Source organism: Nostoc sp. C96, assembly GCF_059384975.1.
This window is the reverse complement of the sequence record NZ_CM182020.1, coordinates 1,053,551-1,068,068: the sequence shown is the minus strand read 5'-3', so window position 1 is coordinate 1,068,068 and position 14,518 is coordinate 1,053,551. Positions and strand designations below refer to the sequence as shown.

The window sequence follows — 14,518 nt, the reverse complement described above, 5'->3', positions numbered from 1 at the left end:
CACTATATATAGTAGTGATTCAAAAGCAGAGTCCGCGGAGTTAAACGCGGAAGCTGCTCAAATTCCATTAAATTACGAATTAATTCTATGTCTTCCTCCATACCTTGCCATTTACCTCTTGTCACTATTATTGGTGCTGGTAGAGTTGGTAGCACTCTCGCCCAACGTATTGCTGAGAAAAATTTAGCCGATGTGGTGTTACTCGATATTGTTGAGGGTATGCCTCAAGGGTTGGCACTGGATTTAATGGAGGCTAGGGGAATTGAAATACATAATCGTCAGATTATCGGTACCAATAATTATGCTGATACGGCTGGTTCGGAAATTGTCGTGATAACAGCTGGACTTCCGCGGAAGCCGGGGATGAGTCGGGATGATTTGCTAAGAACCAACGCCAAGATTGTAGTCGAAGCAGCGAAAAATGCGATCGCACATTCTCCCAATGCTATTTTTATTGTCGTCACCAACCCTTTAGATGTGATGACTTATTTAGCTTGGCAAGCTACAGGCTTACCTCGTAATCGCATCATGGGTATGGCTGGCGTTTTAGACTCAGCCCGTTTTGAAACTTTCATCGCTTTAGAATTGGGTGTTTTACCTGCGGATGTTAAAGCGATGGTATTAGGTAGCCACGGTGATTTAATGGTTCCATTATCACGTTATGCCACAGTTAACGGCATTCCCATCACAGAATTATTAGACGCAGCTACGATTGATCGTTTAGTAGAAAGAACTCGCAACGGCGGCGCAGAAATTGTGGAATTGATGCAGACAGGTGGTGCATTTTTTGCCCCGGCATCAGCAACAAGTTTAATGGTGGAATCAATATTATTAAATCAATCGCGGCTGTTACCAATTGCGGCTTATTTGCAAGGTGAATACGGTTTAAATGATGTAGTAATTGGTGTGCCTTGTCGCTTAGGTTGTGGTGGAATAGAAAGTATTTTGGAATTAAATTTAAGTGATAGCGAACGTGAAGCTTTGCATAATTCGGCTAAATCTGTGCGAAAAAATATCGAGCGATCGCAAGAGAATTTAACCAGCTATTAATAATAGCTAGTTAAATTCTTGTGACTCCTAAATATAGGCAAAACTGTATATCTTTAAATAATCACTAGTAAAATAGTTACAAATGTTATTTTTTACTAATGCCTAACATTCTTATTTATTTTCAATAATTTACTTCACCACAAAAATGATATCTGTTAATGTAGTAAATGTTTGCACTTTACCAGAGTAGTTAAAGCTAACAGTCAAATCTGACATTTCCTTTGAGTTAAAAGTATCCAGAAATGTGTTTATAGCGGGGGATAAAAGGTCTAGGTTTCTTTTAAGTTTCCAGGAATTAGATAAATCATTTGTATCAATTAATACAATAAATAAACGGTTTTCTGCACCAAAACGCATTTCTCCTTGATTCTCATATAGCCATTTTGCTAGAGCTTTAGGATTTTGTTGAGCTTCATCAACAATTGCTATATTTTCAGATTTCAACTGTGCCAGAACAGCTAAAGACGTTTCATCATTTCTATCCCTTAACTTTTCAGTTATTTCATAATATATATTAGAAGGTTTTGATGCCTTATCAAAGTCAATTAAAAGCTCTTTTGCTTTTTGCTTCAAAAAAGTTAGTTCTATAGGAAGATTTCTTTCCCTTCGCTTCATTTTTAAATACTCTGCGGGGAAATATGTAACCTTTAAATCAAAAGGTAAATTTTTTATAAAAAAATCTACACTCTTGATTTGGCCAACAGTAGGCAAAACAGATTTATGAGATTTAAATATATATTCAATTAAAATACTAGACCAATGATTATACCAACTATTTAATACATATCCTTGAACAGCACGGTTTATCTCGTTCTCGAACTTAGACATTAACAAGTCATAAGACTTAATTGCTTTTACATAGTGAGTGACTAAGTATTTATCTAAAGAATTTTGATAGTCACCTCCCCATTCAAACGTTTTCAATTTATATAACTCAGAAACTAAGCTTTTCTGGTCTAAATTTTGTAATAGTTGTACGTTTTTTTCTTTAATATATAAATCTAATTGCTGATGAGATTGTGATGGATTAATTTGCAAAATAATAAATAATTCTTCAAATTGTCTACTTAAACTAGTAGCATTTAATTTTAATGAATACTTTTTTGAAAATTCTTGAATTAGTTCTCTTCGTATAATTGATTTTACTTTTAGCCATAATTGGCCATTATAATCTGTATTAAACTCTGTTAAATTCCCACTATCATGTAATTTTTTCCAATAAGCAAAATCTTTCATAGAAAGTATTGAATATCCTTTACATTAAGATATTGAAGCTATTTCAGGTATTGAATTTGACCAGCCCGGTACTTTCTCAAGTTTATGCCGATCACTGCTTTTAAATCCTGGTTTTACAAGGACAAGAACATAATCTGTTTTCAATCCGCCTTTCCTATTATCCTGGACTACCGAATTTGCAGAATATTCCATAGGAAAAGCTCCAATCAATTTAAGATCAGAAATAATTTCTAGAATTTCTAAAAATCTCCAGCTTTGTTTATCTCTGGCATTAAAATATATAAGAAAAATGCCATCATCGGTAAGAATACGACTAGATTCAGCAATAAATAACTTCATTTTTTGAATATATTCGCTTTTCCTTTTATTTCTATTTTTTGCATTAGAAACAACTATTTCTTCTTCAAATAAAACTTTTGTATTTAGTATAGAGTTCCACATTTCACTTAATTCTAGATATGGAATACGATCACTATGTGGTGGATCAGCGCAGATTAGCTTTATTGTTTTCTCTGGTAATTGCTTCATTACATTTAAGCAATCATCATTAATAATTAATGCTCCTTGTCTACTCTTAAAAAGCTCATTTATTGATTCAATTTTTGGATAATTGTAATGATTAATATTCAGTAGTGCTTTATGTAGTTTTTTAGCTTTACTCTCAAAACAATTCCATACATTAATCTCAAAATGTAATTCTGGTCTCCAATAACCTATTACCCAGCTACCAACCTCTATCTTGTTAGAAATTTGATTTTTTGTCTTTCCTCGATTAGTAATTGCAAATACCATAGACGACATTTGCCCAGATGAAGATGTAAGATTTAATAATAAAGCCCTTTTAATTTCATTTGGAAATTTTTTAATCTCATCTAATATCAAATCAATATTATATAAAGCTCTAGAAGTAAATAAATCATAAATTGACATTTGATTATTTGAGTTAATTCTTGAGTTAGTAAAAAAAATCATATCTCTAATATTCCTTACTAAATATCGCGAATAAAAGTCGATTTTTTCTAAATCAAATATCGTCGGTTCTATTTCAATTCTTATTCTACCTACTTCTGGCTTAACCCATATCTTTAAAAGGTCATTACCTTTCCATAAATAATGAGATGCTATTTTCCCATTACTAGTAATATATGTATTATTTATTTTTTGCTTGACATTTGCTTCAATTTTTTTTATGGCTGATTGAAACACTGAAGCATCTGGGAGGTCTAATAAAAAATTAGTATGAGTAATTGAAAAAGGATTGATATCAATTCCAATAAATCTTCTGTTTTGGTTCAAACATTCTCTACTGATAAGACCTGAACCTAAAAATGGGTCAAGAACTATATCAGACTCATTTGTATAGTTTTGTATAAAAAATGCAATAGTCTCAGTTGGCTTTTTACCCCAGTATTTATGGAAAGAATATATACCTTTATAAGTATCAGGATTAATAATATGTTTTATTGTTTTTGAGGCCATCTGAGACTCTATTTTGAAGAATGAAACTATAGAATATCATGTCTGGTATTCCGTCTAAATAACTCTAGTCATAACAACAAACTTTAAAAATTCAGTTTTTATCAGCCACTACTACGTTTTGCAGCCTAATTATTGTCTCTAAAGCTACTTTGAAAATTTTGCCCGTAGTTATAATTTTGTTCAATCAGCTACTTTTTCAGGTAATGAACTTCGTTCTACGAACATTTTGTCTCCATGTTTAGATTTTGGAGTTTATTAAATCATGGTATTACCCTGATTTATATGAGGATTTATTTCATATTATAAAAAAATAAATGCGCTCGCATTGATTTCCTAATCCAATCTCTGAAAATACCTTTTTGTTTTCTGCAACTTTGTAGTTGTGGTTCGATACAAAAAAATAGGCAGTGGTCATTAATACCACCGCCTTTAATCAACACCAGTTTAATCTATCGTCACGACATTAATTATTTCTTAACGTCCATATTCATCAGCAGGATCGCCATAAGGGTCGTCACTAGCGGGACTTACATTACTGTACTCATCAGCAGGGTCGCCGTAGGGATCTTGACTAGCTGGAGTTAAATCGCCATAGCCTTGATTTGCGGGGTCGCCATAGGGATCTTCGCTGGCGGGACGCACTTCGCGATCGCTATCTTGCTCAAACTCATCATTATTTGAACCTGCCAAAAACTCTTTCGCTTTTTGAAAAAAGCCGTCTACCATGATGCTTCTCCTGAATTGTTGTGTTAAATAAATTTAGTAAGCTGGCGCTTCTTGGGGAGCAATATTTGTTAAATCACGACCTGTAGAACGCCCGTTATAGCCTTGAAAATCTCGATACTGTTGCGCTTCTGACTCTGGAACACGAATTCCTTCCTGTGGCGGTGTTACCCAGTGAGCGCGACCTTGATTATCGCGATAATAAACACGCCCATTTTTAGATAGGTAATATTTGCCATTTGGCCCTGCTCCTTGGGCATTTTTTCGCTGTTGATAAAGGTAATAAAGAGCAGCAGCACCGGCTAAAACCGCTACTTTTTGTCCAGTAGATAATCCTCTTTTAGCTTGAGGTGGGTTGGTAGCAGTGGGATAATTTACATTTCTACCAACGCTATCATCTACAGGCGGTGGGGGTGATGCTGTGCGGGAGCCATCACCACAGCTACTTAAAAAAGGAACTGATAATAAAGCTGAAAGAAATACAGCCGCAGATAAAGGAGCTTTTTTAGGTTTTTGATATATACTGTTCATTGATTTTTTCATCACCCTGCATTGTCTAAATGTTGTGTTATTAAATAGGCTTGAGAATTCAAGAGCCAGGATTCTCAATAAATGCTGTGCAAAGCAATGACGAATAACCAAGTTAAATTTCTCACCCAATTTACAATTTAATAGTGTGAGTTCTTTGTTCTGGCTACTTAATTCTTTGGCGATTCCAAATATTTTTAAATTTCATGATTCACATCATGCAGTAATAATTGCAGTATTTACTCCTGCTTTTGAGAGAAACTATATTCATTCTCTAGAAATATTCTGTTAACTGGATCAAAACTATTTTGTGTATCTGCTGATGTAGACCAGTTCATACACTGTAGTTTGTTTGTGTATTTAGATATAAGTAACAGATAAAATAACTCCCCAATTTTGTGTATAAAATTTTCAAAAATTGGCTAAAAAATTACCGTGCTTGACAATGAACAGGGATAAAGAGCGATCGCATAATTCTAAATTCTCTTAATTTAAGTAGATACCAAGTTCCAATGTTCTAAAATTTACCAAAATTTTATACTTAACTACTGTGTAATTTCATTTACAATATTAGTTTATTTAATACTGTCGATTAACTCCGATTATACTTACTACACTGGTAACTATCCCTACCAATTATTAAACCTAAAAAAATAAACTATGTATTATCAAATCTGGAATTTTTTCTTGAGAGATGATAAGTATTTCTATTGGAAAGAAAAAGTCAATTGTAACCAACACTTTGACCATTATATGTGGCAAAAAATTATTGATTTTTTATTACTAGTAGAGCAGAATTTTTCCCTCAAAGCTCAATTAGGAGAAACTGACAGTATTGAACCATTTATTAAATTAGCAGAAGAAAATGGTTATAACTTAACTCCAGAAGCGCTTGCTTGGTTTGTCGTCACTAGAAAACAGATTTGGGATCTGTTTGATATGGCACAAAAAATTCCATCTTTGAAAAACAAATTACTTGCGGCAAAAAATCCCCAACAGTTCATTAAAATAGCTCAATATAATGGTTATCAATTTTCAATAGAAGAATTATCTTGGCTATTAATTGAAATTAAATGTTCGCCAGAATTAGTTTCCATAAATAATAGTGTGGGAGAAATCCTCACAGTATCAAATTACGGTAGAGTCGAAATAGGCTACTGGATTTGGTTAGCAGAGTATTGGGGAATTGTGCCACCATTTTGTCATGTAAATAAGTCAGAACATCTTCTTAGCCAAAATACGCGCAATCCATTTTTGCTTGACCAGTGCTTTTTACCCAAGAGCTACTTTAATCAAAGATTGATGAGCATGGTGTAATTTTAATTCGTAATGCTCTTAAAGCTGCGCTAACGTAATTAGTAATTTAAAAATGCCATTACTTATCTCATTAAAAGTAAAGCATCCTGAGAATGAAAGTTTTTACTTCAGATCAGGATGCTTTATTGTCGTCTCAGCTGATCGAAAAATTCTCGAACAAATCAGCTAAGAGAAACTTTCAAACTGCCAGGTTCACCAAGATTTCCTTGTAACACTACACCGCGCTGGTTGACGTTTAAGTGACGCAGAATCTTGTAAATTGCTTCCACTTCTTCAGGCGCACCAGCTTTCTCAGCAATTTCTCCCAAAGAAAGGGGTGTTTTTTCAGCTTGCAAAACAGTAACTACTTTAGTTTGCAGATCAAGAATAGCGGCTGCGGCTTTTTTACCTGCTTCTACTCCTGGTTGGTGGTAGGCGTTAATATTAACCAAGTTGCCATAGAAACCAACAGCACGGTCATACAAAGCAATTAAAGCCCCAACTGTTCGGGCATTAACTTGAGGAATAGTTATAGTAATTGAATCGCGCTGATTTTCATAAAGAGCTTTCCGAGTTCCTTGCAAGAAACCAGAGAGATAATCGCCAGATGTAACTCCCGGATCGATTTCTGGGGATTGACTATGACGATCTTCCAAAACTTCGATCAAAGTCGCAAAAAAGTTGGGTACACCATCACGCAACTGTTGGACGTAAGCGTGTTGGTCTGTTGAGCCTTTGTTACCATAAACGGCAATACCTTGATGAACAACATTACCGTCTAAATCTTGTTCCTTACCCAAGGACTCCATCACCAGCTGCTGCAAATAGCGGCTGAACAGTGCCAAGCTGTCCTTGTAAGGGAGAACAACCATATCTTTTTTGCCTTTACCATCGCCAGCATAGTACCACGACAAAGCCAACAAAGCCGCTGGGTTCTTTTTGATATCGGGGATGCGGGTTGCATCATCCATTTCTTTTGCACCATCTAGCATGGCACGTATATCTATGCCTTGTAATGCTGCTGGTACTAAACCCACAGTCGACATTTCCGAAGTGCGACCTCCTACCCAGTCATACATGGGGAATGTGGCTAACCAACCTTCAGACTGGGCAACTTTATCTAAATTACTACCAGGGCTGGTAATTGCTACAGCATATTGAGCAAAATCGAGATTATGACCAGCGTAGGCTTTTTTGACTTCAATCATGCCGTTGCGGGGTTCTGGTGTACCTCCAGATTTGGAGATTACCAAAACTAAAGTGCTGGCGAGATTGTTGCGTAGTTGGTTGAGGATGCGGTCAATACCTGCGGGATCGGTATTGTCAATAAAGTGGATTTTTAGCGGCGGAAAATCGGAAGCAAGGGCTTCAGCCACAAATTCGGGGCCAAGGGCAGAACCACCAATACCAATGGAGATGATATCAGTGAAGCGATTAGCTCGCGGAGGATGTATTGCACCTGTTTGGACTTTTTCGGCAAAGGCTTCAATTTGTTCCAGTGTTTGGACAATTTCTTGTGTTAGTTCTGGAGTGGGTGCTAAATCAGGATTTCGCAGCCAGTAATGCCCAACCATGCGGTTTTCGTCGGGATTGGCGATCGCACCTTTCTCTAATTCCGCCATATCCCCAAATGCTTTATCAAACTTCGGACGCAATGATTCCACGAAAGCATCATCAAAACGCATCCGGCTTACATCTACGTACAGTCCTAATCCCTCGTGGAAATATAACCAATCTTGGTATCTTTGCCAAAGTGCTATTGCATCCATAGGGAAATCTCAAGTAAGTTGTTTTTCCATGACAAGTTTAATGTAAGGTCAGGTGCATCCCTGCCTAGCCTTATACAGTTTTAAGTGTTGGGCTAATTTGCCATCTTAAACATCTGGCATAGGTACGACCCGCAGAAACTTGACAATTTCCCCTCTAATTTCAATTCCAATTAAATAATCATCTAGGGTAAAACGATGAAAAATGCCCTCGCTGTCTAGCTGTCGCAGTTCGGGAAGACAATGCAGCTGCCACTTTTCCCCAAATTCAAAAAACACAAAATCATATACCCGCTGATAAGCAGCAGGTTCTAAACTCTTCAGATCCATTAAAAAAGACCTGGCATAGCGCATTTCCACACTCACTAGGCATCACCTCTATTAGGGGTTAGGGGTTAGGGGCTGGAGTAGTAGTTCAGCGAAAGAACATTGCCTTGTAGACCTAGCAGGGGGGGAAGGGAAATTTTCTCCCCCTTGCTCCCCGCTCCCTGCCCCGCAGCCTGCCACCACGCAAAGTTACCTTGGCAGACCACTAGTCCCTAGCCTCTAGCCCCTTGTTCACCACTACATCAGTAAAACATTAAAATTTGTATCGCTTCTTCCTGAGTCAAGATATCCCAAGGCTGCTGAGATTGCTTAACTTTCTGTATAGCTTTAAGCATATAAAAGTCACAATGTAAAGCATGAACATCCTCCCAAACGCTTTGGAGTTCTTCATCCCCTAACTGCTCAATTAAATGATGGATTCTTATACGCAGCAAGTTCATATATCAATAAACTATGTTCCAAAAGTCAAGGCTATTGTTCCCAAAAATTGGCAATGGTGAACGGTAAGATGTACTATCTTGGGAACGAAGAAGAGGCAGGGTGCAGAGGGAGCAGGGGAGAATAACTAATGATTAATGACCAATAACAAATGACCATTGACTAAAAAATGATTGACTATTTAATTTTTTTGGCAATTTCTACGGCAATTTTTGCCTTGTTTGGTCTGGGACTGAATTTACAGTGGGGCTTTACGGGGTTAATTAACTTTGGTCATATTGCTTTTATGACCTTGGGAGCTTATACAACAGTATTGTTAAGTTTAAAAGGCGTTCCTTTGCTGATATCAGCAGTTATTGGGGCAGTAGTTGCAGCTTTGTTGGGCTTGGTGATTGGTTTTGCTACTCTGCGTCTGCGCGAAGATTATCTGGCTATTGTCACTATTGGTACAGGTGAGTTAATTCGTTTGGTGGTGAATAACCAAGAATTACCTGTAGGTGATACATGGATATCTGGGGCGTTTGGGGTGCAAAGTTATACTATCCCTTTTTCAACAGAACCAAATTTTGCAGTTCGCTTGGTAATGATTGGGTTGCTGACGCTGTTGGCGGCTGTGACTTTTTTTGTTTTGTGGCGATGGATTCGCACAGCCCAAAGATTTGTAGTGGCTGATACTTCTAAAAAAACCAGCAGCAAGCAAGAACTGGCATCGCGTTTAGGAGTAGGTATTGTTTTGGGTTTGTTGACAGCAGCAATTTATATTTCTGGTGTGATTGGATTGTATAATTACAACCCCAAAGCTGGTTTTATGTTGTTGTCGTTGTTGGTGTTAGCGTTTGTCTTCTGGCGGTTAGAAATTTTGGTGCGATCGCCTTGGGGTCGAGTCTTAAAAGCTATCCGCGAAGATGAAGAAATCCCCAAAGCTTTGGGTAAAAATGTTTTTTGGTACAAAATTCAATCACTGATGTTGGGAGGTGCGATCGCAGGTGTGGCGGGTGCTTTCTTTGCTTGGCAATTAAGTGCGATTTATCCAGATAATTTCCAACCCCAGCTAACATTCGACGCTTGGATTATGGTGATTTTAGGCGGTTCTGGTAATAATATCGGCACAATCTTAGGTGCAGTAATTTACTTTGCCTACGATGCCATTACAAGAGAAGTTCTACCCAGAATTATTCCCTTAGATGAGGCGCGTCTGGGTGCATTTCGGATTATGGTAATTGGTTTAATTTTAATGGTGCTAATGATTTGGCGACCTCAAGGTATCTTAGGGAAAAAGGAGGAACTCACCCTTGGTAAATAACCAATCATCGCCACTTCCTTTGTTAGCCGCCTCTGGACTTTGCAAAAGCTTTGGCGGGATCAAAGCAGTCAATGAGGCAAAAATTGAAGTTCTCAAAGGTAGCATCACTGGGTTGATTGGCCCCAATGGTGCGGGTAAAACTACTTTATTTAACTTACTTTCTAACTTTATTCGTCCAGATAAGGGACGAGTGATTTTTGATGGCGAACAAATCCAGCATTTGCAACCATATCAAATCGCCCAGCAGGGACTAGTCCGCACTTTTCAGGTAGCGCGGACTCTCTCGCGGTTGTCGGTGTTAGAAAATATGTTATTGGCGGCGCAGAAGCAAACAGGCGAAAGTTTTTGGCAAGTGCAACTCCAACCCCATATAGTTGCTAAAGAAGAAAAGCAATTGCAAGAGAGGGCAATGTTTTTGTTAGAGTCTGTGGGGTTGGCGCATAAGGCGCAAGATTATGCTGGGTGTTTGTCTGGCGGACAACGCAAGCTGCTAGAAATGGGTAGGGCGTTGATGACTAACCCTAAGTTAATTTTGTTGGATGAACCAGCTGCGGGGGTAAACCCAAGATTAATTGATGATATATGCGATCGCATTGTTGCTTGGAACCGCCAAGAAGGTCTGACGTTTTTAATTATTGAACACAATATGGATGTGATTATGTCCTTGTGCGATCGCGTTTGGGTACTGGCTGAAGGTCAGAATTTAGCTGATGGTTCTCCCAAGGATATTCAAACTAATTCCCAAGTATTAGAAGCTTATTTAGGAAAATAATTTTTGATCTAATCCACTCAGGAGTCAGAACTGAGAATAACATTCTAGTTGCTGACTCCTGAATTCTTAATTTTTTATTGGGCATTCTCAATCTTGTATCTTCCGATAATAAATTTCATCCTTTCGCTGAATGAATTTATAACTAATCAACTCTCTTTGCAAGGTAAGGTAGTCAGGGTGATAACGACCGAGAATTTCGTTCACCATCGGTTCAGAATATTCAACTCCTAGCTCAAACTTAGTCGACAACCATTTGAGAATTACTAAGCGCTTTTTGCGACTAACGGGAATTTCTTTGAGGCGTTGAACTCCATCTAAGCTGGTGGGATTGCTTTCTAGATAATTATTCAAAACTTTGCTTTCCCAAGCTTCAGTATCTATCTGCCCAATTAAAGAAGCTATCTTTCCTGGAGTAAAAATTTCCTGGCTAATTTTTTCTAAGGCTTCACTATCTAGCTGATACAAACGGCTGTTACCATCAGGGCGCATAGTCACCAAATTTACTTCTTTAAGTTTCGCCAAATGGTGAGATACTGTCGGTTCTTTAAGTTGCATGAGTGCTGCTAATTCTTCCACACTACACTCTTGGTTTGCCAAAATACCTACAATCTTCAATCTACTTTCGTCTGCTAACACTTTAAAAAATTGTAGTAGGGTCTTAAACTGTTCTTTTCTCATAATTTTTTATCATTAATTCGACCCCGATCTAATTAGAAAGAAATCGAATTATTCGTGCTGTCCTCCTAAAATGCAGCGCTAATTTCCCATCAGTTATTTTTTTAATTAATGTCAATTTTGCGATTTGTTTAGGAAAAAAATGAAATTTCTTAAGTTGTTCTTTACATTTCGCTATGTTGAAACATTCGTTAGCTAGAAAAAGAATAAACAAAATAATTAAACAAGGTACTTCTGTTGTACAAGCGGCTAAATTTTTAGATGTAGACCAATCTACTTTATACGTAGCACTTCAAAGATGGCAAGTTTCCACAATTACAAAAATTAGACTATCAAGCGAGGATAAGACCTCTTTTATAAGTAATTGAAATAGTAATGATTAAAAATTAAAAATATTGCCTGAGTAGCGATCGCCACAACAATATTAATAATTAATTGACATAGATTACTAGTCTAGCGTAAGAAAAACAAATCCGAGATAGCAAATACAAAGTTGTGTAGGTACACAATATTTCTGACAATAAATTATATTTTAATTAAACACAAACAATTATCTGTGTTTATTTTTAATTAAAAATTTAAAAAAATCATGCTCGGTTCGCTTGACCAAAAACCAGCAAAGAGAATTTATTTGATAAAGTAATATACAATATTTCCCTTCTTGAAATTATGACTGCTGTTATTCCCGTAGCAAAACCTGTTAGCCAGATGCAATTGGCTCCTGGTAGTGCAGTTACTATACCAGATGTCAGTTGGTCGGAATTCGAGGCGATTTTAGAGGAATTGGGACACAAGCGGCGTGCGAGAGTAGCTTATAGCCAGGGTACTTTAGAAATTATGGTTCCTTTACCTGAACATGAAAAGCCAAAAGAACTAATTTCAGATTTTGTCAAAGCTTTACTCAGATTTCAAGGCAGAAGGTATGAACCTTTTGGTTCTACCACGTTCAAAAAGCCAGGAACAGCCGGAGTAGAACCCGACGCTTGTTTTTACATCCAAAATTACCAACGTATGATTGGTCGTCGTCGCTTAGAACCAAACGACCCACCACCCGATTTGGCAATTCAATCTGATGTCACTTCTAAAACCAAACTTGATGCTTATGCAGCCATTGGCGTGCCGGAACTCTGGGTTTATGATAGCGGCACACTGACTATTTATGTATTAAATGATGGAATTTATTTAATTTCGGATACCAGCCCTCTATTTAAAGACATACCAATCAAGCAAATCATTCCTACTTTTGTGGAACGTGCTTGGCAAGTAGGTAATCTTCAAGCATTAGAAGAATTTGAAGTAGCGATCGCATCAAAATAAAATTTAAGCACAAAAGTTATCTATTGAGGCTGGGTGTAGGGGTGTGAAGGTGTCAGAGAAAAGATTAACCTAGTTAACTTAACTAATTTAAGTTGAATGAGCAATGACTACAAAACTGACGAAAGAATCATGACTCCTTTCACCTTTACCCCTCTATACCCTTTCACCCCTACACTCTTTTTTAACCAAACTGCTCTTCCACATCAAGGTTAAACAACATTTGTAGCGTTTGCATACAACGTCGTCTCGCCTCGACATCCTGTTGCGCTCGTAATTGCACCATCGGATCGTGTAAAATTTTGTTAACGATTCCTCTTGTTAAAGCTTCGATCACTTCCTGATGTTTGTCTCCAAATTCCGAACCCAAACGCGACAAAGCTTTTTCCAACTCTTGTTCGCGGATGGTTTCGATTTTATTTCGCAGACAGCTGATAGTAGTGACAGTTTCTAAACTGCGCCACCAAATATCAAAAGCTTCAATTTCTTCTTCTAAAAGTTTTTCGGCTTCTTGAGCCATTTTGCGTCGGCTTTCGTAGTTCTGTGCAACTACTGCTTTTAAATCATCAACATTAAACGCCTGGACATGTGCTAGTTCATTGACATCTGAGTGTACGTTACGCGGCACAGAGATATCAAATAACATCAAAGGACGGCCAGGTTCTAAAACTATTTCTAACTTGGCGCGGTCAAGTATTGGCTCTGTTGCAGATGTACTAGTAAATACTAAATCGCTTTCGGCAATTACGGTCATCATTTCCGCCAGCAAATGAATGCGGATTGGTTGGTCAGAGAACTGCTTGGCTAATTCCTGGGCGCGATCGCGGGAGCGATTTACAATACTAATTTGTCCCGCACCTTTAGAAATTAAATGTTGCACCAACAACCGCGACATTTTGCCAGCACCGAGAATTGCCACTCGACAAGCAGATAAATTAGCAGCTTTGATTTGTGCCAACTCCACAGCCGCCGAACTAATAGAAACAGCACCAGTGCCAATACTTGTTTCGGTACGTACTCGCTTACCCGCTGTAATTGCTTGTTTAAATAATCGATTCAAAATTGTTTTTATACCACTGTATTGCTGCCCCAGTTTGTGAGTATTCTTCACCTGAGCCAGAATCTGACCTTCTCCGAGGACTAAGCTATCTAATCCTGCTGCTACCCGCATAATGTGCATTACAGCGTCTTCGTGCAGTAACACAAACAGGTGTTGTCTTAAAGAAGATACAGGGAATTTGCTGTGTTCTGAAAGAAACTGAGTAACTTCGCGGACACCTTGGTCAGTTTCGGTAGCAACAATGTAAATTTCCAGACGGTTGCAAGTGCTGAGTATAGCTACTTCGTCAATATGGGGGTAACTAGTTAAATGAGCGATCGCACTTTCCGTTTGTGGTTCTGGAATACTCAGCTTTTCCCGAATTTCGACTGGGGCTGTTTTATGGCTTAACCCCACCACTGCAATATTCATTTCTTATCAACAATTAATAATGGGTTATTAACAATTGGGGAGTGGTCAAGAGGAAAGGGGGCAGAGGGCAGGGGATAGAGGGAAAATTCTTCTCCTTTTCTCCCTGCGCCTTGTCTCCCCTGCCTCTTCTTCCCTACTCC

14 protein-coding genes are annotated in these 14,518 nt (G+C 37.8%); 5 read left to right on the top strand and 9 right to left on the bottom strand.

Annotated elements, in window-relative coordinates; genetic code table 11:
- Positions 1-87 precede the first annotated feature (87 nt).
- Positions 88-1,050, top strand: coding sequence for a malate dehydrogenase (gene mdh / locus AC504W_RS04650; protein WP_494876494.1), 963 nt, complete (start codon positions 88-90; stop codon positions 1,048-1,050).
- 129 nt (positions 1,051-1,179) lie between these two features.
- Here the strand turns inward: mdh and AC504W_RS04645 are convergent, their stop codons facing one another.
- The 4 genes from AC504W_RS04645 to AC504W_RS04630 all read right to left on the bottom strand — a co-directional run bounded on the left by AC504W_RS04645 (position 1,180) and on the right by AC504W_RS04630 (position 5,019).
- Complete coding sequence (locus tag AC504W_RS04645; protein ID WP_494876492.1) at positions 1,180-2,286, bottom strand: hypothetical protein; 1,107 nt, start codon at positions 2,284-2,286, stop codon at positions 1,180-1,182.
- A 24-nt stretch (positions 2,287-2,310) separates the two neighbouring features.
- Entirely contained in the window at positions 2,311-3,765 is a 1,455-nt protein-coding gene (locus AC504W_RS04640) for a DNA methyltransferase (protein ID WP_494876490.1), read from the bottom strand.
- Positions 3,766-4,239: 474 nt separating this feature from the next.
- On the bottom strand, positions 4,240-4,491 hold the full coding sequence (locus AC504W_RS04635) for a translation initiation factor (protein WP_494876489.1): 252 nt from the start codon (positions 4,489-4,491) through the stop codon (positions 4,240-4,242).
- Between the two features lie 33 nt (positions 4,492-4,524).
- Positions 4,525-5,019 (bottom strand): hypothetical protein, encoded by a 495-nt coding sequence (locus tag AC504W_RS04630; RefSeq protein ID WP_494876488.1) that lies wholly within the window; start codon positions 5,017-5,019, stop codon positions 4,525-4,527.
- A 657-nt stretch (positions 5,020-5,676) separates the two neighbouring features.
- Here AC504W_RS04630 and AC504W_RS04625 point away from each other — a divergent pair.
- Positions 5,677-6,333 carry a Nif11-like leader peptide family natural product precursor gene (locus AC504W_RS04625; RefSeq protein WP_494876487.1) on the top strand — a complete coding sequence of 219 codons (657 nt, stop codon included), beginning with the start codon at positions 5,677-5,679 and terminating at the stop codon, positions 6,331-6,333.
- A gap of 161 nt (positions 6,334-6,494) precedes the next feature.
- Here AC504W_RS04625 and AC504W_RS04620 read toward each other — a convergent pair whose 3' ends face one another.
- The 3 genes from AC504W_RS04620 to AC504W_RS04610 all read right to left on the bottom strand — a co-directional run bounded on the left by AC504W_RS04620 (position 6,495) and on the right by AC504W_RS04610 (position 8,845).
- The gene (locus AC504W_RS04620) at positions 6,495-8,081 is read right to left on the bottom strand and encodes a glucose-6-phosphate isomerase (protein WP_494876486.1); all 1,587 of its coding nucleotides are present in this window, start codon (positions 8,079-8,081) and stop codon (positions 6,495-6,497) included.
- Between the two features lie 105 nt (positions 8,082-8,186).
- Positions 8,187-8,444 (bottom strand): cytotoxic translational repressor of toxin-antitoxin stability system, encoded by a 258-nt coding sequence (locus AC504W_RS04615; RefSeq protein ID WP_096583506.1) that lies wholly within the window; start codon positions 8,442-8,444, stop codon positions 8,187-8,189.
- A 203-nt stretch (positions 8,445-8,647) separates the two neighbouring features.
- Positions 8,648-8,845, bottom strand: coding sequence for a hypothetical protein (locus AC504W_RS04610; RefSeq protein WP_015111825.1), 198 nt, complete (start codon positions 8,843-8,845; stop codon positions 8,648-8,650).
- A gap of 167 nt (positions 8,846-9,012) precedes the next feature.
- On the opposite strand from AC504W_RS04610, the gene AC504W_RS04605 reads away from it, so the two are divergent.
- Both AC504W_RS04605 and AC504W_RS04600 read left to right on the top strand, forming a co-directional pair.
- Positions 9,013-10,146 (top strand): branched-chain amino acid ABC transporter permease, encoded by a 1,134-nt coding sequence (locus AC504W_RS04605; protein ID WP_494876485.1) that lies wholly within the window; start codon positions 9,013-9,015, stop codon positions 10,144-10,146.
- Complete coding sequence (locus AC504W_RS04600; RefSeq protein ID WP_494876484.1) at positions 10,136-10,918, top strand: ABC transporter ATP-binding protein; 783 nt, start codon at positions 10,136-10,138, stop codon at positions 10,916-10,918. The genes AC504W_RS04605 and AC504W_RS04600 overlap by 11 nt, the downstream gene beginning before the upstream one ends.
- An 87-nt stretch (positions 10,919-11,005) precedes the next feature.
- On the opposite strand, the gene AC504W_RS04595 is transcribed toward AC504W_RS04600, so the two are convergent.
- Entirely contained in the window at positions 11,006-11,596 is a 591-nt protein-coding gene (locus AC504W_RS04595; RefSeq protein ID WP_494876483.1) for a DUF2087 domain-containing protein, read from the bottom strand.
- A gap of 666 nt (positions 11,597-12,262) precedes the next feature.
- On the opposite strand from AC504W_RS04595, the gene AC504W_RS04590 reads away from it, so the two are divergent.
- The gene (locus tag AC504W_RS04590; RefSeq protein WP_494876482.1) at positions 12,263-12,910 is read left to right on the top strand and encodes a Uma2 family endonuclease; all 648 of its coding nucleotides are present in this window, start codon (positions 12,263-12,265) and stop codon (positions 12,908-12,910) included.
- Positions 12,911-13,091: 181 nt separating this feature from the next.
- Here AC504W_RS04590 and AC504W_RS04585 read toward each other — a convergent pair whose 3' ends face one another.
- Positions 13,092-14,378: a glutamyl-tRNA reductase gene (locus tag AC504W_RS04585; RefSeq protein ID WP_494876481.1), complete on the bottom strand. Its 1,287-nt coding sequence runs from the start codon at positions 14,376-14,378 to the stop codon at positions 13,092-13,094.
- Between the last annotated feature and the right edge of the window lie 140 nt (positions 14,379-14,518).

Coding starts and splice junctions, on each gene's coding strand:
- AC504W_RS04620 (WP_494876486.1), bottom strand. CDS start 8,081: ATGGATGCAATAGCACTTTGGCAAAGATACCAAGATTGGTTATATTTC.
- mdh (WP_494876494.1), top strand. CDS start 88: ATGTCTTCCTCCATACCTTGCCATTTACCTCTTGTCACTATTATTGGT.
- AC504W_RS04625 (WP_494876487.1), top strand. CDS start 5,677: ATGTATTATCAAATCTGGAATTTTTTCTTGAGAGATGATAAGTATTTC.
- AC504W_RS04605 (WP_494876485.1), top strand. CDS start 9,013: ATGATTGACTATTTAATTTTTTTGGCAATTTCTACGGCAATTTTTGCC.
- AC504W_RS04595 (WP_494876483.1), bottom strand. CDS start 11,596: ATGAGAAAAGAACAGTTTAAGACCCTACTACAATTTTTTAAAGTGTTA.
- AC504W_RS04635 (WP_494876489.1), bottom strand. CDS start 4,491: ATGGTAGACGGCTTTTTTCAAAAAGCGAAAGAGTTTTTGGCAGGTTCA.
- AC504W_RS04645 (WP_494876492.1), bottom strand. CDS start 2,286: ATGAAAGATTTTGCTTATTGGAAAAAATTACATGATAGTGGGAATTTA.
- AC504W_RS04590 (WP_494876482.1), top strand. CDS start 12,263: ATGACTGCTGTTATTCCCGTAGCAAAACCTGTTAGCCAGATGCAATTG.
- AC504W_RS04630 (WP_494876488.1), bottom strand. CDS start 5,019: ATGAACAGTATATATCAAAAACCTAAAAAAGCTCCTTTATCTGCGGCT.
- AC504W_RS04585 (WP_494876481.1), bottom strand. CDS start 14,378: ATGAATATTGCAGTGGTGGGGTTAAGCCATAAAACAGCCCCAGTCGAA.
- AC504W_RS04610 (WP_015111825.1), bottom strand. CDS start 8,845: ATGAACTTGCTGCGTATAAGAATCCATCATTTAATTGAGCAGTTAGGG.
- AC504W_RS04640 (WP_494876490.1), bottom strand. CDS start 3,765: ATGGCCTCAAAAACAATAAAACATATTATTAATCCTGATACTTATAAA.